We start from the raw sequence: 22,406 nt of genomic DNA on the forward strand, positions 1-22,406 counted from the left end.
TCCGATCAATCATCCATTCGCATTCCCGTTTGCCTGTGCAGGACCTCGCCCCTTTTTTCAATGAGCTGCTGGCGCCGTAATGATACCCAAACGTCCCAGTCCGCTGACGATCAACTGAATTGCAACCGCAGTCAGTAAAATCCCGAACACGACCTCTGAGACGACCATGCCGGCCGGTTTCATGCGTTTGGAAAGCTTGTCGGTATTGGTGAATACGAGATAGTCGAAAGCAGCCACAATAATGATCAGAACGACAACAACCACCGCGCTGGCGACCGAGACGACTTCTCCAGATGCGAGAATGATGACGGTAATGCCAACAGGGTTAAGCAAATAGGGAACGGCGAGCGGAAACACCGCGAGCTTGTCGGGATCGATCGGAGCGGTAAGCTCGTCATGTGGCTTGTCCGTTGGTCCGGACGCCATCTTGATCGCTATAAGTGCAAGAATGATGCCGCCTGCCACCGCGACGGCGCCGCCCGTAATGTGGAGAAGCCGCATCAAAAGTGCTCCTGTTGCGAACAGGATCAATGCTGTGACGAACGCCGTCACCACCATTTGGCGACCGATGCGCACCTTGGTCGCCGCATCGAAGCCATGGGTTTTCTCCAAAAACGGCACGAGGGCGATTTTCGGCCCCATACCAATTAAAAGCAAAAGTAGAAGCTTTCCGACGAGCGTGGCGTCGATAGTCGAGAAGTCCATGGAAGATCCCCTTTTTGATGGTGCCTTGTTCGCCACCGCTCCATCAACGAAGGCGGTAGCAAGAAATACGATTTGCTCGCTGTGAAATTATCAGTGCTGGCAAACGTCGCACAAACCCGCCGTCCTTGTAGGCGAGCAGACTGGGCAGGTTTGAACTGGTTTTGAGATATTCATTTAATATCCTCCCTCTGATACTCGGTCTCGATTCGGGTGGTGTCGTGCCAAATTCAAGTCGGCCCGGGCGCAGCCACCACATTTTGTTTCGCGAGAGCCTGCTGGGCTACGGCTGTGTGACTGTCCTCTTTTCCACCAGCAACTTGCACGGTCGGGACAGCAATCTTGATGCCTTGTTCGTTGAATGCTTCGCGAAGCATCGCATAAGCTCTGCGACGGATTGCCGACTGCAGCTGGGTGGGCTTTAGCGTCATTCCAAAGCTCAACTTGATTCCATAATCGCTGATCTCCTCGACGCCTTTCATCTTGAGGTTCTCAATGATGAACGGCTGGAACTCGGGATCTTCTCGCAGAGCTTTGCCTACGGATTTGGTAATCGCTTTGACCTGGGCGACGTCGGATTCGTAGGACACGGACAGCAGGAATTTGACCACTGACCAGTCGCGGCTCATGTTTTGGATGGCGCCCAGTTCGCTAAACGGGACGATGAATATGGGCCCCCTATGGTGCCTTAGCTTTACGGAGCGGAGACTGAACGCCTCTACAGTGCCTTTGTAGCTGCCGCTCTGAATGTACTCGCCGATTCGGAAGGCATCATCGAGGAGATAGAACATGCCGCTGATGATATCCTTTACGACGGTCTGCGCGCCAAAACCGATGGCGACGCCCACAACGCCGGCGCCAGCGATAAGCGGTCCGATCTCAATGCCGAGTGACGACAAAGCCATCATGATTGCGATCGCAGCGAATAAAATCATCAGGAAGTTGCGTAGGATGGGCAGCAGAGTTCTCAGGCGGGTGCGGCGTCGCTCACGTTCACTTCCTATCTCGAGCGCTGTCTCGGTGTCTCCCATCTTCCGGTCGATCAAAACCTTCACGACATTCCATGCCAAGTCGACGACAAGAAGGATAATGCCCGCGCTCAACACTCCACGTACAAGACGGAGCGCGGGCGAATCCTGCATTGTCATCTGGGTCAGCCGGACATCCAGAATATTTGCAAGGAAAACGATCGCTGCAACGATCAGGGTTGCGCGTATCCCGCGCTCGACGATGACCGAGAGCACCGTGACGCGGCTGCGCCCATCTTCATCAGTTTCTGAACGGCGCAGAATGTTATTGATGGACGCCTTTGTAAAAACGATCGCCCCTGGCAATGCGGCGCAAACCACCATGACCCAAAAGAGCTCCACCGCGCCAGCCACCCACAGCAGCCATATCCCTGTTAAATAGGCAGTCCAAAGCCAGTTCCGACCATGCAGGCCGATCCGGCTCGTCTGTTGCGTGGGTGAACCAGGCGGGCGTCGCCATATCGCCTCAATGGCAATGCCCAAAAGTATGAACCCCAGAAAGTAGGCAGCGAGCTGACGCGATGGGATCGACAGGCCGAGCGTGCCAAGAAGCCGGATTGTCACCCAGCCAAAGGCGTACCAGCCAATGAGATAGCTCAGCCGTTTTGCCCAGTGGCCTGCCGCCTCGTTAGTGATCGGGACCACGCGGAAACGGCCTTGTTCGTTTGAACGCGGCGCCAAAAATACATCCAGCAAAGCGCAAGCGAGGCGGTAGATGACAACAGCGAACAGGAAGCCGACGACGATTTCCCTGATGATCGGCGGCCAGTCAAAAAGCAGGAAGAACCCTATGCTGCCAAGACCAAACGACAGGACATAACAAACCGCCCAGAGCAGCCGGGCAGTTATGACAACGACCCTGTGCCAAACGGATGTGACTGATGCTCCAGCCATCCATGACCGCCAACCAGCGCTGAACCGCCAGAACAACCATTGCGCCCCCAATCCTGCGGCAACGAAAGCGGCCAGCAAGACGATGGGCCGGGTTCCGCCAATCGCTTTGACGTCTTGCTCAAGCAAAGCCGCGCCCCGCATCGCCTCGGAGGGAAAAGAATGCACAGCTGCAACCATCGAAGCGGCGTGGGCGCGAAAACGCATCGTTGATCCGGCAAACGACGACGCCGGGTCCTGGCTGGCGGTCGCTGGGACCGTAGCACTCTCTGTTTCGCGAGCGACGCCCTGCAGCCATTTCTGAACGTCAGGATCTGACATCAGGCCGATAAAACGTTGGACACTGGCGGGTTGCTCCGCCAGAGAAGCAGGCGCTTGTGCTGCTGCCGCGGAAATATCAGCCAGTGTCGCACCCGCCAGGGCAGCCGCGGTAAGAAACACTTTGATCAGCAGTAATTTCAGGCGCCATGCCATTTTCTGTCCTATTGTTATCGCTCGGCGTGCCCCTAGAGGACACGCGACCTCAATCGATGGCCTCAGTCGTGTTGTTCGGTGCGTTGCAAGTTTGATGAATGCGCTGTCGTTCCAGACGGACCAATGAGCGACTGAACGCCTCCGGCATAGTTGTCTCTCGTGTTGGCATCGACGACGGCAACCGGAGCGGCAAGGATCAGCCCGGCGGTGCTGCCCACCGCAACTGCCGTGCTTGTGGTTGCCGCGAGGATTGTGTCCCCAACGCCAATCTTGCTGTCCGTCAAAGTCTGTCCTTCGGAAATCCGCGCACCGATAAGACGAACAATCTCGGGGGATTCCGCAAACTTGCCGTGATTGAGCCTGTCGCCGGATTTGATCGTGGTCAGATCAACGACGGATATCTGGCTATCAGCCAGTTCCTTCTTGTAAGGAGACTGCTCGGGGTCGATGGAACCAAGCCTTGCGACGTCGCCCCACACCCTGCGGGACACGGCCAGTGCCCGGTCGTCCCGCGAGACAAACAATGTGAACTTGGGATGCTGTTTGCCCATATCGGAAATCTGCTGTCGAAAGACGTCGACATCGACATCAGGCGATGCCAGCATCACATTCTCGAACTTGGCTGGAAGGCCGTTATTACGGATGGCCATCTGACGAAGCGCCTCAAGGGCCAACCAGTTGCCCATGGAGTGGGCGAGGATGGAAACCTCCTTCACCCGTACATCTTTGGCCAGATACTGAAACAGCATCTCCAGGGCATTGCGCGTGTAGTTGGTGCTCTCCCTGTCGTAACCATAAGCGAGTAGGCTTGCGCGCGACGGCCAGGTAACAAGAACCGGAGCGCTGGCAATTCCGGAATCCTGGACAATTTGGGCGAAGCGATAGACCGAGTCTTCAAAGCGATTGTTGAAGCCGTGGATAAACACCAGCACACTTCCGTCACGGCTCTTGCGCACTGAAGCGGTCAACCATTTTCTGGCATCGTCGCGACTGATCTCATTTGCCTTCAATGTGGCGAAATCGGTCGCTGGATTGGAGGGTAGCCTCTTCGGCCATGCAACCTCGCCAATCTTTCTCGCATTGCCTGGCGGTATGGAGACGGTAATCTCCGCGAAAGACGGAACCTTGGCGCGTTCGCCGGTAAACATTTCGCCTTTCACCGTTGAGCGGCTGCGGGTTGTTGTAACCAGCATGTCGACCCTGGTGGCGTTCGGTGCGCTGTCAGCAACCGGGACGAGAACATTTTTGGCGTGGCCGCCACACCCGGCGAGTGCGGCAATAACCGTGCATGCGACAAGCCATTCCACTCGACAGGGAACGCGTCCATCTCGCAGTTCGTTTGTCTCGGCGCTGTTCACCCGTTCACCTGCCCTAGCTGCCAGAACTTTTCGCCGCCATTTTCGGCACCAGGAAAATCTATGCGAATGACGGGCAGCATTCCCGTAACATCGGGTATGTTACGGAGCAGCACTCCTCGTTGCAGGCAAGAAAGCTGCGAAACTGTTCGAGGCAATCAAACGTCAGCGCCAGTTGCCTGATCGGGTGAGCATCTTTCCGGTGTCGACGAGACGAGCCGCTGGTAGCGGCGGCATACGTTGGTCTCGGTCTGCGATCGCCCACCCGTATCTTACGGTAACATACTGCACGAACTGCCCCTGATCACTGAATATGACTTCAGGACATTCGGCGTCGCTGTGGCGCTTTGACGGTGGGAGCGGACAATGGATGAAAACGTGGCTGCGGTCAGGCTGCGATTTCCGAAAAGAGCTCATGCGATTGACGAACTCGCATTGCGAGACGTCGTGTTCTGCGAGATCTGCCGGGACTACGCCGAAGCCCAAAGTGAACTGGCCAAATGGAACACATCTCCGGATCCGGTTCGGGAGGAACGTATAGCCGAATACGGGGAACTGTTGGCAGCGCTTGGCAAAGAGATTGAAGACGCCCTCGACCGCGCCATTGTGGTCTCGATTCATCGCCCAACCCGCCCCCGCCCTGCGTAACTCCATCAAACACACAGTTAAAGGAACAAGATCGTGGTTTCCGAGACTATAGACGAGCCAGCACCTGCTTTGCCGCCTCGCAATCCCTTGCGGAAGGTCGCTCTCATTGTTGTTTTTTTGGCGTTGGGCCTGTTCGTACTCTCGGTCTTCATGGAGCGGCGGGCACCCTCAACGTCTCAGGCGCAGGTCCAAGCCTATGTGGTTGGCATTGCGCCTGAAGTGACAGGTCGTGTTGTGGAGGTGGGTGTTACGGACAACACACGCGTGGAGGCCGATCAGATATTGTTCCGGATCGATCCCCAGCGCTACGAACTTGCTGTGAACGAGGCGGAAGCTGGCCTTGCCAGTGTCGGTCAATCAATCGGCGCATCAACTGCGGCGGTTGACGCTGCTCAGGCCAAACTCGTGCAGATACGAGCGGACAGAGATAATCTTCGCGACCAGTATGCCAGGGCCTCCGCACTCCTCAAGTCCGGCGTGTTTTCGAAGGCCCGCTTTGATACGGCCAAATCCGCCTACGAGCAGGCGGAGGCCTCGGTTTCGGGGGCGGAAGCTGATCTCGCCAAGGCCCGCGAACAGCTTGGTCCTTCCGGAAACGACAATCCACAGCTGCGTGCTGCCCTTGCGGGACTGGAAAAGGCACGGCTGGATCTGATGCATACGACCGTGCGGGCGCCGTCGCCTGGAGTTGTCACCAATCTTCAGCTCACCACCGGGAAGGTTTTACCCGCGGGTCAACCGGCCATGACGTTCATTGATGTCGGCACCATCTGGATCAATGCCGCGTTCAAGGAAAACAGCCTCGAAAATGTCGTCGTTGGCAACAGGGCGGAAATCCTTTTTGATGCCCTTCCCGGGCGCCTGTTTCCCGCTACGGTGGAGAGCGTTGGCTTCGGCGTGTCGCAAGGCAACACGGATCCGACCACCGGATTGCCCACCATCAGGAGTGACAGCGGCTGGGTCAAAGAAGCACAGCGGTTCCCTGTTCGTCTCAACATCGCCGAAGCCGACAGACCACAGGGTGGTGTGCGCTACGGCTCGCAGGCGACGGTCATCATCTATACCGGTGACAATCCGGTGACAAATGCGTGGGGATCGCTGTGGGTCCGCATCGTGTCGGTACTCACCTATGTCAACTGACACCACCGCCGCAAAGCAGAAGCGAAAGGGATTGCGGGTCGCTCTTGCAGTCTCGTTAGGCTTTGTGCTGGCGGTGTACTGGAGGGCTTTCATACCGTTTCTCGGACCGCTTTTTGCTGCACAGTTTCTACTGGCGAGCTCTCGACCAATGCCGCTTGGCAAGACTGTCGGCGCAGCCATTGTCATCCTGGTTGCCGGAATTGCGATGATGGTTTTGACCAGCAGCCTTGCCGACCGTCCAGCACCTTTTCTCCTGCTTCTGGGACTGACCTATTTTCTGTGTTTTGCAGTGCAAACCTCGGGCAAGGGCGGGCCGGCTGTCTTTCTCGTACTGGTCGTTGCTATCGTGGTACCGCTTCTCGGCATCCTGAACAAGGAACTGGCCAACTCCATACTGTCGATCCTTGTCGGTGGCGTGCTGTCGGGCACGCTTTTGATGTGGCTGGCCCACGCCATTATTCCTGAACCCGCTTGTTGCGAAGACAACACCGAGCGGTTGCCTGCTCAGCCGATGGATTTACTGCGAGCATTTGCAAATACGCTGATCCTTCTGGCGTCTGTTGTGATCTGCCTTACGAGCAATAATCTGACAGCTGCGGCGGTCATTCCCATTACCGTCGCATCTCTGCTCGGCCAGCTCGATGTCGCCGTTGGCACAAGAGCGGCATTCGGCCTCGTCGTCGTTAACCTGCTCGGCGGCTTTGTGGCATCTGCGGCCTATGCGGCACTGACCCTTCGTCCAAACCTGTTGTCGATCTTTCTGATTGTGCTGAGCGTTGCGCTTTTCCTGGGTGGCAGGGCAGCAGCAATGACCAAAGACGCGCCGCTGTTTGCCGGTGCATTGACCATTTTCCTCATCTTGTTCGGGCTTGGTGTCTCACCTCTACCCGGCACTGCTGCCGAAAGCTTCGCTACCCGCATTGTCTATATCGCTGCGGCTTTGATCTACGCTCTTTTGCTCGCCACCATTCTGTGGTCAAGGAGACCAGATCCGAGACGGATAAACCCATGAGATGTGCTGTCTGATTCGATCAGTCCGGTGAGAAAAGCGCTTCTGCAGGCGCCTTGGCAGTGCGAGCCTTCAAGCTGTCAGACCCAATGGGTTCAATAATTGAGAACTGGTTCTGCCTTTGCCGATGTTCGTGAATTCAAAAGAGCTTCGGGACTCGAGCAAGCGGGGCCATGACTGGCTCCACCAGACGCGCTTGCAGCCTTGAGCCATCAGGCTGGTGAGCAGGAGCGATGCTGCAACACAGTGCCTGCTCAGCCCCGATGTTACTGTAACATACACTCCGGATCGGGACTGCGACCACGCCTTGCTATAACATCTGCACTGACATCTGCAGTCTGAACGAGTGTCCGCGCACAAGGAGGAAAGAGATGAACAAGTCTCACGCACTGTTTCTTCTCGCCACGAGCCTGTGCCTGCCCATTACGGGCCTGCCATCGACGCCATATGCCATTCCGACTGCAGCTGCGCAGGAGACAGCCGCTGCCGATCCGGCAGCAGAGGAGGCGCCGGCCCCCTTAAGCGAAGACGAACTGGAAATCCTCGTTGCCCGGATCGCCCTATATCCGGACGAACTGGTCGCACTCGTCACGTCGGCCTCGCAATACCCGCTGCAGATCGTGGAAGCAGCACGGTTTCTCGAAGGGATCAAGAAGCAACCAAGTATCAAGCCGAAGACCACCTGGGACGGTAGTGTGGTCTCGCTGTTGAACTATCCGCAGATCGTGACCATGATGAGCGAGGATCTAGACTGGACGCAGTCGCTCGGAGAGGCGCTCGCCTATCAGCAGAAGGACGTTCTCGTTGCTATTCAACAACTGCGCGATAAGGCGGTGGTTGACGGCATCATCAAGACGGATGACAAGATTAAGGTGTCGGAGGAAAACAACAACGTAGTCATCGTATCCGCCAGCCCGGAAAAAATCTACGTCCCCCAGTATGCTCCCGAGATGCTTTACGAGCCCGGTTATGCAGCCGCGCCAATCGCATATTATCCAGAGCCCTATCCAAGCTACTACTATCCTACTGCGACGTTCTTCGCAGGCGTGGTTACAGGGGCTGTCTGGGCGGCTGCAGTCGACTGGAACCGCTGGGGCGTCTGGGGAGGCCGCTGGAACGGTAATGTCGATATCGATTGCAACAAATGCTTCAACAACATCAATGGCAAAGTCAATATCAACGACATTGACTGGAAGAATGTCGACCGTAGCAAAATCAGCTTTGATCGCGCACAGTTCGACAAGATGGATCGTGGTGTTTTCCGAAGAAATATTGAAGCGAACCCCGCCAACAGGCTTGGTGCCCGAACCAGCGGCCGTTCCGCAACGATCCGTCACAATCCCGGGAAAGTCACCGTCAGTGACGTTCGCAGGAGCAAGATCGATGCAGACAAAGGTGCATCTGATCGCGGCAAGGGCAGAAATGTGAAGACGGCGCAGGACCGCCGTCCGCAAATCGCACACACCAACGTCGAAAATACCCGGCCCAAAACCAACGCCACCCGCCCGGTGGCGAGACCGAAGCCGGCGGCAAGAGTGGACAATCGTCCAAGGATGCCATCGGCACTGGGCCAGGTGGATAGCGGCAGACGCGCTCAGATACAGTCGATGAGGGGGCGGCAGGCGATGGGTGATGGCGGTCGCGGTGCAGCCAGGGAAATCAGAGGCGGCGGTGGTGGACGTCGCCGGTAACAACATCAAGATGGGATGGACGTCATGACCAAGTCATTGAGACCTGCGCTGTTGGGTTGCGTGTTTGCTGCCACTTTGGGCCTCACGATCAGTCCGGTGTCCTCGGCCACGGGGGAGAGATCCGAGGCAAGTGCGATTTTCGGGTTCGCCTCGCGAAGCGATCCCCTGGTTTTCTCAACACCGGAAGACGCCGCCGAGGCTCTAAAGTCAGCGCTCGCCGCCGACGACTTCGAAAAGTTCGTGACCATTCTCGGTATCGATGGGGCGAAGGCCCGTGGGGACAAAAGCGTGATGGACAGCTATGCGCAGATCAGGGATGGAGCTGCTAATAAGTTGGTTTTGAAGGATGGTGATGGGCGCGTGCTTGTCGAGATCGGCGCCAGGCTCTGGCCGCTACCATTTCCAATAGTGAAGATCGATGAGCGCAAGTGGAGCTTCGACACCTACGCGGGATTTGAGGAGATAATTCAACGCCGTGTCGGCGAAAACGAGCTGCAGACCATCGCGACCGTTCAGGCCTATGTCGGTGCTCAAGAGGAATACCGCTCGCAGGATCGCGACGGGGACGGTGTCCTAGAGTACGCGCAGAGGCTTATCAGCAGCGACGGGAATACGGATGGCCTTTATTGGCCGTCCGATCTGGGGGCGGGCGACAGCCCGGCGGGCAGTGCACTTGAAAACGATGCCGCGCTCGACAAGGCAAAGCGCGGTGAGGGCTATTATGGCTATCGCTACCGGATCATCTCCAGGCAAGGTTCCAATATAGCAGGTGGCAAGCACGATTATCTCATCAACGGCAACATGATCGCGGGTTTCGCGCTCATTGCATGGCCAATCCGATACGGTGAAACCGGCGTGCACACCTTTGCGGTAAACGCTAATGGAACTGTCTATCAGGTGGATCTGGGACGCAACACCGAAAAGACGGCCGCAGGTATCATGACTTTCAACCCTGATGACAATTGGGAACTGATAGTGGACTGACCGGGATCACAGAACGGGGAGCATCCAAAGGCGCGCTCTGGCGCCCATTCAGACTTCGAAACCTCATGCCCGTCGGTCGACCGGTGTGCATTTGGATGAGACGCGCCCCAACGTCATATGCGATATTTGACACCGATCCTGAAAGTGCGAGCCCTGGGGCCGGTGACCATCGGGATCGCCCGAACCAGAGAAATCGTCGCCTTTGAAGGAATGAGCAAATGCCGGGCGCTCACCGGCGCACGTTGGATCAAGGCAGTTGTTGCGTAGCAGTGACCGCTGTCACTGACAGCGATTGCCCCTTGCCTCTTACCGCATAACTGCCGAGCGGTTCGGTCGTCGCAAATTCCATGGGCGGGAACTGACTGAGTAAGCTGTCTGAAATGAGAAAGCTCTTACCCAGTTCTCGGGCAAGCCCCTCAATCCTCGCTGTTGTGTTGACGGTGTCACCGAAATAGGTGATTTTACGATGATCCAGGCCAATTTCTGCAACGATGACCGGTCCGCCATGCAGAGCAGCCCGCAAACGGGGAACTTCCCCGAATTCAGTGATCCAGAAATCTTCTTTCGCTTGAATGGCGTCAAAAATGTGTAGGACGCATCGAATGCTTGCAGACCGGTGTATTCCCTTTTTGAAATGCCAGGTGATCAGGGCCGCATCACCGATGTAATCGTCAACTGCACCTTCGAACCGGCGAACCGACAGTGCAACAGTTTTCAAGAATTCACCGAGATATTGCTGGGTTCGCAAGTCGCCAAAGCGCTCTGCGTAGCTTGTCGATCCCATGAGATCGACGAGGAGAAAAACCCTGTTTTCTGATTGTGGCCGCCGATAACGGCTCAGAAGGAGACTGGAGAATACCTCGGGTCCTACAAGGTCTCTCATGCGCAACACGAAAACAATAAGTGCGGAAACAATGAGAGCATAGATAAGGATCCCACCCGTTGGGACGACAGAACCCACCCACGAGTCTAGAAAACCAAACAACCAGAGCAGCGTCCCGACAACAAAAGTGCCAATCACAATGGTCACTATGTTGAGCAGGAGCGTGAGCAGGAAGTATGCCGCGGTAGGAAGTCCCATGAGCCAGAGGCGAAATCGTACCAGAATCAGATCCTGCTCGAACGCCAGAAGAAGGCCAATGATAACCAGTGCATAAGCGGCCCCGATTAAAGCGTTGCCGCCGAAAATGTAGGTGCTGTAGAGAGCACCGCTCGCTGCTGCAATTGCGAGAGCGCAAAGCCATCCGAACAGCGAAAATCGACTCATACTGGCTCCTGAAAAATATAAGCCGCTTATTTCTGCACCTCTCACCTGCGTGCGCGTGGGCAGGGGAGGTTCCTGTTGGACGTCGGCCCTAGCGCGGCTGTAAATCCGACGCGCTGAGTGTTATTGCGGTTGGCTCTTCGCCTGCAGGAACAAGCATTCCTGCCTTGCGAAGTCCCCGCATCAGCTGGTCACGATCAGCCGGCTGCACGTTTCTCATCGAAAGTTCCGCAACGATGTTCGGCAGGAAGTCTGGCCGCATCCGCACGAATGCCTCTCCCTCGCGTCGGGCCTGATCCATCATGCCGGCATCTGCATATATGATGGCAGCGACGGCGTGAAACAGCGGAAATTTCTGCATGTCCGCCTTGGCAATTTCACGAACGGCGGTTGAATTGTCGCGCAGCATGTAAGCGGCCAGAGCGCGCGTGCCGTGATAATAGCCACCGCCGCCCGGGTTGAGTGCAATAGCCTGATCAAGCAGGTTTGCACCTCGTTGCCATTGGCCACCCATTGCCAGCCGAGTGCCGAACTCGCCCATCAGCTCAGTATCGTTGGGATTGGTGATGAGGGCCTCTTCGCCCACGCGCATGGCCTCGGGCAGTTGTCTGTTAAAAAAAAGAGCCATCATCAGAGCCTGAAGCCCCCGGGTATTGTTCGCGTCAAGCTGGGTCGCGCGTCTCGCTGAACGAAGGGCTCGCTGCAGTGGTGCTTCCGGGCCGTGATCCGTGTTGAATTTGAAGCGGTCTTCGTCGAGATAGATAATCGACAGCATTGCCCAAGCCGTTGAATAGCCGGGATACCGCGCAACTGCGTCTTCAAGGCAGTCGCGAACCTTTGCGTGCTCTGCAGGGCTGAGTTCGCTGCGATATGCGTAAAAGCGCAGTGTGCACTCATAAGCGCCAGGGTCTTGCGGTGGAGGGTTTGCGTTATCAACCTGCGCCATGACGCCATAGGGCTGGGCTATGGTGGTGGCGACCCTCTTGGCCACGTCCGACTGTATGGAAAACAGGTTGCTCGCCGCCAGATCATTGTCATAGTCCCGCGACCAGACAATCTCGCCGTCATCCGTGTCCAGAAGACGGGCATTGACGCGCATGCTATTCCCAGCGGTCCGTACGCTTCCTGTGAGAAGATAGCCTGCGCCGAGTTCTTTGCGAATTTTCGACAAATCCAAGTCAGGTGGCAGAGATCTCGACGTCTCGCGACCGAAGACCCTTATTTCCTTGAAACGTGGCAAGGCAGTCAGCAGTTCCTCTGTAAGCCCGGCACTATAGAGATGAGCGTTCGTGCCATCGCCCAGATCGGCGAAAGGAGCAACGACAAGGGTCGGCCTTTCGGGAGCTACGCCTTCTTGCGGCCGCAGCGTCTGTGTCGATATCAAGTCCCCGGTGAGTTGAAGGGCAATCGTCGCCAAAGCCAAGATCAGACAAACAAGCAAAGGTCCCTTTGCATTCCACCAGCGCCCACTGATGGCATGTGGCGACACCAGAGCGGGCGCAGGTGCCTGCTGCTTGGAAGCCTCCGCAGTGTTGTAAGAAAACACAGGAGCGTAACCACCCTTCGGTATGTCGATCCTGACCGCATCGCTGTGCCCCGCCACCAGGTAATATCGTTCGAGCGAGCGTCTTAGGCGTGCAGCTTCGATGCGAACGACCGGATCATCTTGCGTGAAACTTTCGTTGCGGCCGAACACTTCAATCGCGATTGAGTAGCCTTTGATGCGGTTCGCTCGTCCCGCGATGGCCTCTTCCACAACATACCGCAGAAATGCAGCACTTCGACCAATGCCTGGAAACTCTGCGCTTGCCAGTATGTGTTCGAGTTGCGACCGAATCTCCCCTGTATCAGGCGGGTCTTTTGCAGCCTTTGAGGTCGTGGACGTCGTCTGCATAGCTGTCTCCCGGTCCTCTCGAGATTCATCGCATGCGTGCACAGTACCTAAAGCGTACACCCGCAATGCGCAGGCGTCCAATTATTGTTAAACCCAGAGCAGTGATTTCAGCACACCATGACAAGCAGGGCGGTGTTGAGTGGAACGGGTTGACAAGCAAACTGCTGGTCACAGCTTCACATCCCCAACGCGGACGATGTTTCGAAAGCCCACCGGATGATCATTCGTGTCTCCAATAAACGAAATTCATCCCCTCCGGGCTTGGTCCACCTCGGGACTTTCCTGAATGAACATAGGGGTTGCCAAAATATGGTTTGCCCCGTTGAGAACATGACGTTTTATCATGTCTTTGGCCGCATCAACGTTCTTCTCCAGGGCGTACTCAAACAGGCGTTTGTGGTCATCAACAACACCTTGCCCACGAAAGTTTTTCGCAAGCATGTGATAACGCAAGAAGCGGTCAAAAACGGATGAGAGGCTCTGGACGAGCACTGCGGAATTGCATGCGGCGACAATTGCGAGATGAAACTCCCAGTCAAAACGGACCCATTCGGCTGTCTGCAGGGTATCCCCCGCGAGAAGTTTTTGCTCGACAGTCTTAAGGCGATGGTGGGCTGCGACAATTGTACCTTCCCACTCAAGATCGCCAGCGGCAAAGGAAAGCTCGATTGCGCGGCACTCCAAGAGAATTCGCAAATCGGCGAGTTCCTCCAGTTCTCTTTGCGAGACTGGGCTAACCTCGAAACCACGCTGCCCTTCAGCCAGAACAAGGTTCTCCGCACTGAGGCGGCTAAGAATTTCTCTAAGCGAAGAAATGCTGATCGAGTATCGCTCACGGGCTTTTTCGAGCTTGATCTTGGAACCTGGAGGTAGAATGCCAAGTATGATGTCCTGCCGCAAGCGGCGGAAAACGGCGTCGCTGACGGTTTCAAGCGATGCCTTTGCGTCATTATTGTCTGTCACTCGTTCCTCGCCCATGGTCAATCCTGAAGCGGCGACTTGCGGGCTAGCGCATGCTCGACGCCGCCTTGAATATGCAGGCCAAGGATTTTCTTTGCGTTCTTCTGGTCACGGTTGAGCGCCGCATCCAGCAGTTGCTTGTGTTCGTCTGCAGCAATTTTACCGCGGTAGGAGAGCGCGACCATTTGATAACGCAGGTATTTATCAAACACTGCCGCATGTGCCTCCATCAGCAGTTTCGATCCACATGCTGAAATCAGTGCCTGGTGAAACTCCCAGTCATAGCGCTTCCAATCTTCCGTATGGCTGGTATCGCCGTTGGCCATTACACCTTCCATCCGCGCCAGCTTGTAGTGGGCAGAAACCAGCCGCGCCTCCCAGTCGACATCACCTCTTTCGAGGGATTGCTCCAGCGCGTGCGTTTCCAGAAGCAAGCGCAAGCCTGCGACTTCCTTGAGATCGACGGATGACATGGGCATTACCTGAAAGCCACGTTGGCCTTCAGCCATCACGAGGCCATCGGATGCAAGCCGATTGAGAATTTCTCTCAGCGTGCTGATGCTGGTGTCGTAGGTATCCTTGAGCTTTTCAAGTTTCAGCCTTTGTCCGGGAGCAAGGCGACCGAAGATAATATCGGCCCGAATACGCTTGTAGCTACTCTCGGCAACGGTTTCGTTCAGTGTTTCAGACGACATATCAGGATCTCGGATATTCTCTTAATCGTCATACATATTTTGCGGCGGTGCATAAATCCAGCCTCCTTGCGTTGAAGAGCTTCGATGTTTGCTCCTATCGCACATCCGGCGTGGGCTTTGGCACGCCTTCCGGTCTGAGTGCCTTTTTCAATGCCGAGATACGAAAAATGGCGTTGGCAGCGCCATATCCCCGGTAACCACTACGCTGCACGATCTCAAAAAAGAAACCCTCACCGAATGTCGTGCTGTAAAGCTGGAAATATTCTCCATGGTCGTCGCGATCATAGAGAATGTTCTCCACTTTCAGCCGTTCGGTCAGTTCCGGGTCGAGACCGAAGCGTGCTTCTACATCGTCGTAGTAGTTGGGCGAAATGGGCAGTGGCTTGAACCCATTGGCACGCAGGGCCGCGGCTGTTGCGAAGATATCCGAGGTATGAAAGGCCAGATGCTGCACGCCCGATCCAAATTTTTCAGCAATGAAATGGCCCGCCAGCGTACGACGGTTTTCTGCTCCATTCAGCGTCAGCCGCAAACTGCCCGAGGCATTCTGGACCACCTGACTGCGCACCACGCCTGCGGGATCGATGATATCAACCATTGCAGTTTTGTTGGCGTCGAAAATCGCTGTGTAAAACAGCAACCAGGTCAGCATTTCGTCATAGGCTACGGTCTGAGCGACGTGGTCGACATGAGTAAGGTGGGCAGACGAAATCTCCGCTTCCTCATGGGCGGGGAGAAAATCGATTTCCGCAAAGCGGCCGAGATCGCTTTTGTCATCGATCAGATAAATCAGTCCACCACCGACACCGCGTATGGCGGGTATCTCAATCTCACCTTCACTGACAGACTGCTCGAAGGGCTCGGCACCAAGCGCGATTGCGCGCGAATAGGCTTGCTTGGCATCATCGACTATGAGCGCGACCGCATAGGCGGACGTGCCGTGTACCGCAAAGGACGCGTTGGAGAAACCCTTGTCGTCGGTATTGAGCAAAAGGCGGATGTTGCCCTGTTGGAAAATCGCGACTTTCTTGGAGCGATGAGAAGCCGTCTTGCGAAAACCAAGGGTTTTCAAGATGCCTGCGAGGTTTTCACCGTCCTCCTCATCTGTTGAAAATTCAACAAAACCTATACCGGATACAGGCGCGCGCGCCGGCATTTCCGCCAGGGTCAGCGTTGCCGCTTCAGGATGACGACGAACCTGATCACCCAGATATATCAGCGAGCGGTAGCCATCAGCGGCAATTGTTTTGGGAGAGCCTCCGCGGAACTGGTCATTGAAAATTTCCAGGGAAAGATATCCGTCATAGCCAGTTGCAGCGACCGCGGCGGTGAACTCTGTCACCGGCAGATCGCCTTCACCCGGCATGTTGCGGAAATGACGCGACCAGTAGAGCAGATCCATGTCTATCAGCGGTGCGTCAGCAAGCTGCACGATGAAGATCTTTTCCTTAGGTATGGAGCGGATAGAATTGATGTCGATCTTGCGCGACAATGTGTGAAAACTGTCGAGTATCAGGCCAATATTAGGATGGTCAGTCCGTCGCACGATCTCCCAGGCGTCGCGGTGGTCATTGATATGCCTGCCCCACGCCAAGGCCTCATAACCCACTCGCAAGCCACGTTTTGCCGCCCGCTCACCCAACTCATGGAAGTCAGCGGCTGCGCGGTCTATGCCGCCAAGCGAGGCAGGTGAGACGTTGGAGCAGACGAGAACGAGATCGGTTCCCAGCTGCTGCATGACATCGAACTTGCGTTCGGCGCGATCAAAGGTGCGGCCACGCAGCGGCTCGGGCATGCCCTCAAAATCACGGAATGGCTGGAAAAGCGTAATGTCCAATCCGTGATCACGAACCATGCGTCCGACGTCAGCAGGACTGCCATCAAATGCGAGGAAATCATTCTCGAAGATCTCAACGCCGTCAAAACCTGCCGCGGCGATCGCCGCAAGCTTTTCGGGAAAATCTCCGCTGATCGATACCGTGGCAATTGATGTTTTCATATTCGCTCCTCCAGAGGCAAATCATCACCGATATTCGTCATTCAGTAATTCGTGTGAATGCTGAAATGCATTTTATATGAGATTATAGAAAAACTCTGTTGATTTGCAAATGGCCTTATGTCAATTTTGACGTGTTGCCAGCTGGAGGAGAGTTGGCTGGCCCTTGGGCTATTAGAGGAGGAGCACCTTATGTTTGGATTCAAATGGAACCGACGCAGTGTCCTGTTGGGCGCAGCGGCAATGGTGGCCGCGGCATCACTGTCGCAACCGGCCGCAGCTATCACGCCGGACGAGATCAAGGCCAAGGGCAAGCTGGTCGTTGGAATCCAGGGCGATAACCCGCCATGGGGTTTTGTCACCAGCGCTGGCAAACAGGACGGCTTTGACGCCGAGATGGGCGCATTGTTCGCCAAGGAGCTTGGCGTGGATGTGGAATTCGTTCCGCTCGAAGTCAACAACCGTATTCCCGCCTTGACCTCGGGTCGGGTTGATATCCTTTTTGCAACGATGGCCATGCTGCCGGATCGCGCAAAAGCCGTTCAGTTCAGCAAGCCCTACAATGCAAATGCCATCGTTCTGATCGGTCCAAAGGACAAGTCGATCAAAACCAATGAAGACATGGCTGGCTTGACGATCAGTGTCGCCAAGGGTGCTGCCCAGGATACTCAGGTCACCAAGAACGCACCATCCACAGCGACGATCCGTCGATATGATGGCGACGCTGCAAGTGTCCAGGCACTAGCCTCCGGTCAGGTTGACGCCCTTGGCGGAAACATCTTCTACATGGACCGCGTCGAAAAGGCTGTCCCTGGTAAATTTGAAAACAAGCTCGAATTCCAGAAGCTTTATAATGGTGCCTGCACCCGTCTTGGTGAAAAAGAGCTCAATGCTGCGGTGAACGAGTTCATCGACAAGATCAAGGCGAATGGCGAACTCGACAAGATCTATGCCAACTGGATGAAGGTTCCGGTTCCGGAGTTTCCGACAAGCCTCGAAGGCATCTCGTTTACTGCGAACTGAGTTTCGACTTTCACAACCCCAACATTTACGAGGCGGCACCTGACGTGCAGGTGTCCGCATCGGTGCCCGGCCAAAGCCGGTGCGCCGATGCGCCTGGAGACTTTGCATGACAAATAAGATCTTTGTCCTGAATGGTCCTAATCTCAACCTTTTGGGCGAGCGGGAACCTTCCATATATGGCACCACCACTCTCGCCGATATTCGCGATCGGTGCGAGGCGAAAGCCGCGTCACTGGGCTTTTCGGTTGATTTCCGCCAGACGAATTTCGAAGGTGAACTGGTTGAATCTGTTCACCAGGCACGGAAAGAAGCGTGTGGCATCATCATCAATCCGGCAGGATATACCTTCACGTCCATTGCCCTGCTGGATGCCCTAAAGACGTTTGACGGGCCGAAGATAGAGCTGCACATTTCCAACGTGCATGCACGCGAAAGTATCTACCACAATTCCCTGATCTCCCGCACCGCGACCGGCATCATGATTGGCTTCGGCGCGCGCGGATATGAACTGGCGATCGAGGCCATGGCCGACCTGGCAAGATCATCCTGAGAGCATTGCAGGAGACGTCATGAACTATACCCTGGATTTCACACCAGTCATTGAAGGTTTGCCAAACCTGCTATGGGCCTGTCTTGGCACATTTACGCTGGCAATCTGTGGCATGCTTCTGGCGATCGTTATCGGTATTGGTGGCGTTATTTTGCGCCAGTCTCCAGTCAAGCTGTTGCGCTGGCTCACGATTGCCTTCGTTGAGCTGATCCGTAACACGCCTTTCCTGGTGCAGATATTCTTTATCTATTTCGCCTTGCCGCTGGCGGGCATCCGCCTTGATCCAACCCCGACCGCAATCATTGCATTGGGTATCAATGGCGGCGCCTATGCCATCGAGATTATCCGCGGCGGGGTCCAGTCCATCTCGAAGGGGCAGGTAGAAGCGGGGCTGGCCCTTGGTCTTCACAAGGCTCAGGTCTTCCGGCTGATCGTTCTAAAGCCGGCGCTTCGTGCGATCTATCCGTCGCTAACAAGTCAATTCATTCTGCTGACGCTGACGACCAGCATCGCATCGGCGATTTCAGCCTACGAACTGACCTCAGTATCGCAGCGGATCGAGTCCGACAGCTTCCGCAGCTTCGAGGTCTACTTCACCGTGACAGCATTTTATCTCGTCATATCCTGGGTGATGATGCGGATTTTTGCGCTCTTCTCCTCCCGCTACTTCAGCTATCCGGTCAAGTGAGGAGACAATCCCATGGGACGCGATGAATTTCTTTTCCTGTTGGCAGGTCTTAAATGGACCGTCGCCTTGTCAGTGGTTGCCTTCCTGTTCGGATGCATTTCCGGCCTTCTTGTCGCCTTGGCACGCACATCCGGCATTGCCATACTGGAGCGCCTGACTGCCGGCTACATCGCCATCTTCCAGGGCACGCCGCTTCTTATGCAGCTCTTCGTTGTTTATTACGGCCTTGCGTTGATCGGCATCCAGATGGATGCGTGGGCTGCGGTTTCTGTTGGTCTGACGCTCCATGCCAGTGCGTTTTTGGGGGAAATCTGGCGCGGTTCGATCGAAGCTGTACCGCGCGGCCAGACTGAGGCAGCAAAGGCACTGAGCCTCGGCTATATCTCCAGAATGAAAGACGTCGTTCTGCCACAGGCAATACGGATTTCGCTTCCAGCGACGATCGGTTTTCTGGTGCAGCTGATCAAGGGGACCTCACTTGCCTCGATCGTCGGGTTCACCGAGCTGACCCGTGCAGGAAACATCATTTCCAACCAGATATTCCAGCCCCTAACCGTCTTCGGCATCGTTGGAGTTCTCTATTTTCTGATGTGCTGCCCGCTGACCATCTATGGCGCTCACCTCGAGCGAAAGTTCGTGGCAGCCAGCCGCTAACTTTATGCGTGCGCACAATTCCGGAGTTTCGTTGATGAACCAGACAGTAGCCACAGAAAACCCAACCGAACAGATGATCACCTTGTCAGGTGTGAACAAGTGGTATGGCGCCTTTCAGGCCCTCGATAACATCAATATGTCGGTGGCTAAGGGTGAAAAAATCGTGCTTTGCGGTCCTTCAGGCAGTGGGAAATCCACGCTTATCCGTTGCATCAATCACCTTGAGACCTATCAAAAGGGCGATATCCATGTTGGCGGAATCATGCTGGGACATGGATCCAAAACTATCGATGCGGTACGCCGCGAGGTCGGCATGGTGTTCCAACAGTTCAATCTTTTCCCGCATCTCACCGTGCTGCAAAACTGCATGCTTGCTCCGATAAAGGCACTCGGCCTCGACAAGGCGCAGGCGGAGGAACGCGCGCGGCAGTTGCTTGAGCGGGTCAAGATTGCTGAGCAGGCAGAGAAATATCCCGCTCAGCTATCCGGCGGGCAACAACAGCGCGTTGCGATTGCCCGCGCTCTGTGCATGCGTCCCAAGGCGATGCTGTTCGACGAGCCGACCTCTGCGCTGGACCCTGAGATGGTCAAGGAGGTGCTGGATACGATGATCGCTCTTGCTGATGAAGGCATGACAATGATCTGCGTGACCCATGAAATGGGGTTTGCGCGTCAGGTCGCGGATCGTGTCGTCTTCATGGCAAGCGGAGTGATCGTGGAAGAGGCACCACCTGCAGAATTTTTCTCCGATCCCAAACATGAACGCACCAGGAAATTCCTTGGTGAGATCCTTGGGCGGCATTGATGCGGTCACAATTCGCAGCCGGAAGGTAGGCCGATGATCAGCGGCAACACAAAACTCATAGCACATCTCGGCTTTCCGACGCACTCCTTCAAAGCGCCGTTGATCTACAATCCCTATTTCGAAAAGAACGGCATTGATGCGGTTGTCGTACCCATGGGATGTCGCCCGGAAGACTACACGGCGTTTCTCAAACTCGTTTTCCGCCTGTCCAATATTCACGGCGCACTCATCACCATGCCGCATAAGATAACGACCATGGAACTGCTGGACCAGATTTCCACCAATGCACAGGTGGCGGGAGCCTGCAACGCGGTGCGGATTGGACTGGATGGCCGGCTGATTGGCGATATGTTCGATGGTGAGGGCTTCGTGCGCGGGGTTTTGCGCAAGGGCAGGCAAATCAGTGGGGTGAGAGCGATCATGGCGGGCACTGGCGGGGTCGGGTCAGCGATCGCAGCCTCGCTTGCCAAGGCCGGACTGGCGGAACTGGCGCTGTCAGACGCTTCCGCCACCATGATGCAGGGGCTCGCGGATCGGCTACGCCGCCATTATCCTGACTTGAAGGTGGAGATCGGCAAAACCGATCCCGACGGATACGATATCGTCATCAATGCAACGCCGCTTGGCATGAACGAGAACGATCCGCTTCCTTTCGATGTATCCCATATTTCGCCATCTGCTTTTGCAGGGGAGGTTGTGTTGAGCCGGGAAATCACCCCGTTTCTGGCTGCTGCTCGTGCTCGCGGTTGCGGATATCAGGTGGGGACCGACATGTTGTTCGAGCAAATCCCCGCATATCTTGAGTTTTTTGACCTGCCGACAACAACGGCCGAGGAACTGCGCGCTGTTGCCAGATTGTGAAGGATGAGCATGGTTTCCCAACCTGCGAAAATTGCGTTGTTCGGTGCGGGCCTGATCGGGCGTGAACATGCAGCGTTGCTGTTCAGAAACCCGAAAACGGCACTGGTCGCAATTGTTGATCCTGCTGAAGCGGCAAAATCTGTGGCTGACCAATATGGAGCCAGGCATTATTGCGATGCTGTCACGATGTTTGAGCAAATTCGCCCGGACGGCGTTATTATCGCGCTGCCGAATGCTCTTCACGCTGCCGCTGTGATCGCCTGTGTGGAGCACGGCATTCCTTGCCTGGTGGAAAAACCCGTGGCCGATACTCTGGAGGCCGCAATGCTGCTCGTTGCGGCGGCTGACAGGACGGGCGTTCCCGTGCTCGTTGGCCACCATCGGCGCCACAGCCCGGATATTGCTAAGGCGAGACAACTGGTGGCAGAGGGTGCACTGGGGCGCCTTGTTGCTGTCAACGCAATGTGGATGGCTGACAAGCCTGGACATTATTTCGATACCGCCTGGCGTCGCGAACCGGGTGGAGGCCCACTCCTCATCAACCTCATTCATGATGTCGACTGTTTGCGCTTCATTTGCGGAGATATCGAGGAGGTAATGGCGCTCACGTCCAACACAGTGCGGGGATTCGAGGTCGAGGATAGTGCCAGCATCAGCGTACGTTTCACCTCCGGCGCACTTGGAACTTTCCTGATGAGTGATGCTGCCGTTTCGCCCTACAACTGGGACACGGCAGCCGGGCAGGCCCTGTATTTCCCACACCAGCCGGAAAACGCATATTTTCTGTCGGGTACGCAGGCCGCATTGGCTGTACCCTCGATGGATCTGTGGACGCATGAGACGCTGAATGGAGATTGGCGGCACCCTCTGGTCCGGCGGCACGTCACGCTCGACGGTAGCAGAGCCTATGACAACCAGCTTGCCCATTTCATCGACATCATCGCCGGAACGGCAACACCGCTGATTTCTGCGCGCGATGGCATGATGACGCTGGCGACCACTTTGACCATCGCCAGATCGGCGCGTGAGAGAAGGCCAGTGCGACCGCAGGAATTGATCGATGATGCGATGAACTCTTGATCGTCAGGCGGGTA

At 55.8% G+C, this 22,406-nt stretch carries 20 protein-coding genes; 12 read left to right on the top strand and 8 right to left on the bottom strand.

Annotation, left to right across the window (positions count from 1 at the left end; genetic code table 11):
* Window positions 1–57: 57 nt before the first annotated feature.
* The 3 genes from M2418_RS24700 to M2418_RS24710 form a co-directional block, all read right to left on the bottom strand.
* Window positions 58–705 carry a MarC family protein gene (locus M2418_RS24700; RefSeq protein WP_259149741.1) on the bottom strand — a complete coding sequence of 216 codons (648 nt, stop codon included), beginning with the start codon at window positions 703–705 and terminating at the stop codon, window positions 58–60.
* A 227-nt stretch (window positions 706–932) separates the two neighbouring features.
* Entirely contained in the window at window positions 933–3,095 is a 2,163-nt protein-coding gene (locus tag M2418_RS24705) for a mechanosensitive ion channel family protein (RefSeq protein WP_259149678.1), read from the bottom strand.
* Between the two features lie 62 nt (window positions 3,096–3,157).
* Window positions 3,158–4,429, bottom strand: coding sequence for an alpha/beta hydrolase (locus M2418_RS24710; RefSeq protein ID WP_259149742.1), 1,272 nt, complete (start codon window positions 4,427–4,429; stop codon window positions 3,158–3,160).
* A 387-nt stretch (window positions 4,430–4,816) separates the two neighbouring features.
* Between M2418_RS24710 and M2418_RS24715 the strand changes: the two genes are divergently transcribed.
* The 5 genes from M2418_RS24715 to M2418_RS24735 all read left to right on the top strand — a co-directional run bounded on the left by M2418_RS24715 (window position 4,817) and on the right by M2418_RS24735 (window position 9,922).
* Entirely contained in the window at window positions 4,817–5,098 is a 282-nt protein-coding gene (locus M2418_RS24715; RefSeq protein WP_192490087.1) for a hypothetical protein, read from the top strand.
* A 33-nt stretch (window positions 5,099–5,131) separates the two neighbouring features.
* Complete coding sequence (locus tag M2418_RS24720; protein ID WP_259149680.1) at window positions 5,132–6,238, top strand: HlyD family secretion protein; 1,107 nt, start codon at window positions 5,132–5,134, stop codon at window positions 6,236–6,238.
* Complete coding sequence (locus M2418_RS24725) at window positions 6,228–7,250, top strand: hypothetical protein (protein WP_259149682.1); 1,023 nt, start codon at window positions 6,228–6,230, stop codon at window positions 7,248–7,250. The genes M2418_RS24720 and M2418_RS24725 overlap by 11 nt, the downstream gene beginning before the upstream one ends.
* A 368-nt stretch (window positions 7,251–7,618) precedes the next feature.
* Window positions 7,619–8,938: a DUF3300 domain-containing protein gene (locus M2418_RS24730; RefSeq protein WP_259149683.1), complete on the top strand. Its 1,320-nt coding sequence runs from the start codon at window positions 7,619–7,621 to the stop codon at window positions 8,936–8,938.
* Window positions 8,939–8,962: 24 nt separating this feature from the next.
* Window positions 8,963–9,922 (top strand): DUF2950 domain-containing protein, encoded by a 960-nt coding sequence (locus M2418_RS24735; protein WP_259149684.1) that lies wholly within the window; start codon window positions 8,963–8,965, stop codon window positions 9,920–9,922.
* Window positions 9,923–10,169: 247 nt separating this feature from the next.
* Here the strand turns inward: M2418_RS24735 and M2418_RS24740 are convergent, their stop codons facing one another.
* From M2418_RS24740 to M2418_RS24760, 5 genes are all read right to left on the bottom strand, one after another.
* Window positions 10,170–11,189 (bottom strand): adenylate/guanylate cyclase domain-containing protein, encoded by a 1,020-nt coding sequence (locus tag M2418_RS24740; protein WP_259149685.1) that lies wholly within the window; start codon window positions 11,187–11,189, stop codon window positions 10,170–10,172.
* Window positions 11,190–11,277: 88 nt separating this feature from the next.
* Window positions 11,278–13,080: a FlgO family outer membrane protein gene (locus M2418_RS24745; protein WP_259149686.1), complete on the bottom strand. Its 1,803-nt coding sequence runs from the start codon at window positions 13,078–13,080 to the stop codon at window positions 11,278–11,280.
* Between the two features lie 246 nt (window positions 13,081–13,326).
* Window positions 13,327–14,058 (bottom strand): GntR family transcriptional regulator, encoded by a 732-nt coding sequence (locus M2418_RS24750; protein ID WP_259149687.1) that lies wholly within the window; start codon window positions 14,056–14,058, stop codon window positions 13,327–13,329.
* Between the two features lie 2 nt (window positions 14,059–14,060).
* The gene (locus M2418_RS24755) at window positions 14,061–14,735 is read right to left on the bottom strand and encodes a GntR family transcriptional regulator (RefSeq protein WP_259149688.1); all 675 of its coding nucleotides are present in this window, start codon (window positions 14,733–14,735) and stop codon (window positions 14,061–14,063) included.
* 94 nt (window positions 14,736–14,829) lie between these two features.
* Window positions 14,830–16,734, bottom strand: coding sequence for a bifunctional sugar phosphate isomerase/epimerase/4-hydroxyphenylpyruvate dioxygenase family protein (locus M2418_RS24760; protein WP_259149690.1), 1,905 nt, complete (start codon window positions 16,732–16,734; stop codon window positions 14,830–14,832).
* A 189-nt stretch (window positions 16,735–16,923) separates the two neighbouring features.
* Here M2418_RS24760 and M2418_RS24765 point away from each other — a divergent pair, with 189 nt between their 5' ends.
* The 7 genes from M2418_RS24765 (at window position 16,924) to M2418_RS24795 (ending at window position 22,392) form a co-directional block, all read left to right on the top strand.
* Window positions 16,924–17,754, top strand: a complete 831-nt coding sequence (locus M2418_RS24765) for a transporter substrate-binding domain-containing protein (protein ID WP_192490097.1) — start codon at window positions 16,924–16,926, stop codon at window positions 17,752–17,754.
* 106 nt (window positions 17,755–17,860) lie between these two features.
* Window positions 17,861–18,304, top strand: coding sequence for a type II 3-dehydroquinate dehydratase (gene aroQ, locus M2418_RS24770; protein ID WP_250984703.1), 444 nt, complete (start codon window positions 17,861–17,863; stop codon window positions 18,302–18,304).
* 19 nt (window positions 18,305–18,323) lie between these two features.
* On the top strand, window positions 18,324–18,992 hold the full coding sequence (locus M2418_RS24775) for an amino acid ABC transporter permease (RefSeq protein ID WP_192490099.1): 669 nt from the start codon (window positions 18,324–18,326) through the stop codon (window positions 18,990–18,992).
* Window positions 18,993–19,004: 12 nt separating this feature from the next.
* Complete coding sequence (locus M2418_RS24780) at window positions 19,005–19,646, top strand: amino acid ABC transporter permease (RefSeq protein WP_250984702.1); 642 nt, start codon at window positions 19,005–19,007, stop codon at window positions 19,644–19,646.
* 73 nt (window positions 19,647–19,719) lie between these two features.
* Window positions 19,720–20,451: an amino acid ABC transporter ATP-binding protein gene (locus tag M2418_RS24785; RefSeq protein ID WP_259149743.1), complete on the top strand. Its 732-nt coding sequence runs from the start codon at window positions 19,720–19,722 to the stop codon at window positions 20,449–20,451.
* A 33-nt stretch (window positions 20,452–20,484) separates the two neighbouring features.
* A complete protein-coding gene (locus tag M2418_RS24790; RefSeq protein WP_259149694.1) occupies window positions 20,485–21,312 on the top strand; it encodes a shikimate dehydrogenase in 828 nt (275 codons plus the stop codon).
* Window positions 21,313–21,321: 9 nt separating this feature from the next.
* Complete coding sequence (locus M2418_RS24795) at window positions 21,322–22,392, top strand: Gfo/Idh/MocA family protein (protein WP_259149695.1); 1,071 nt, start codon at window positions 21,322–21,324, stop codon at window positions 22,390–22,392.
* Window positions 22,393–22,406 lie beyond the last annotated feature (14 nt).

The organism is Rhizobium sp. BIGb0125 (genome assembly GCF_024810055.1).
Lineage (GTDB): Bacteria > Pseudomonadota > Alphaproteobacteria > Rhizobiales > Rhizobiaceae > Agrobacterium.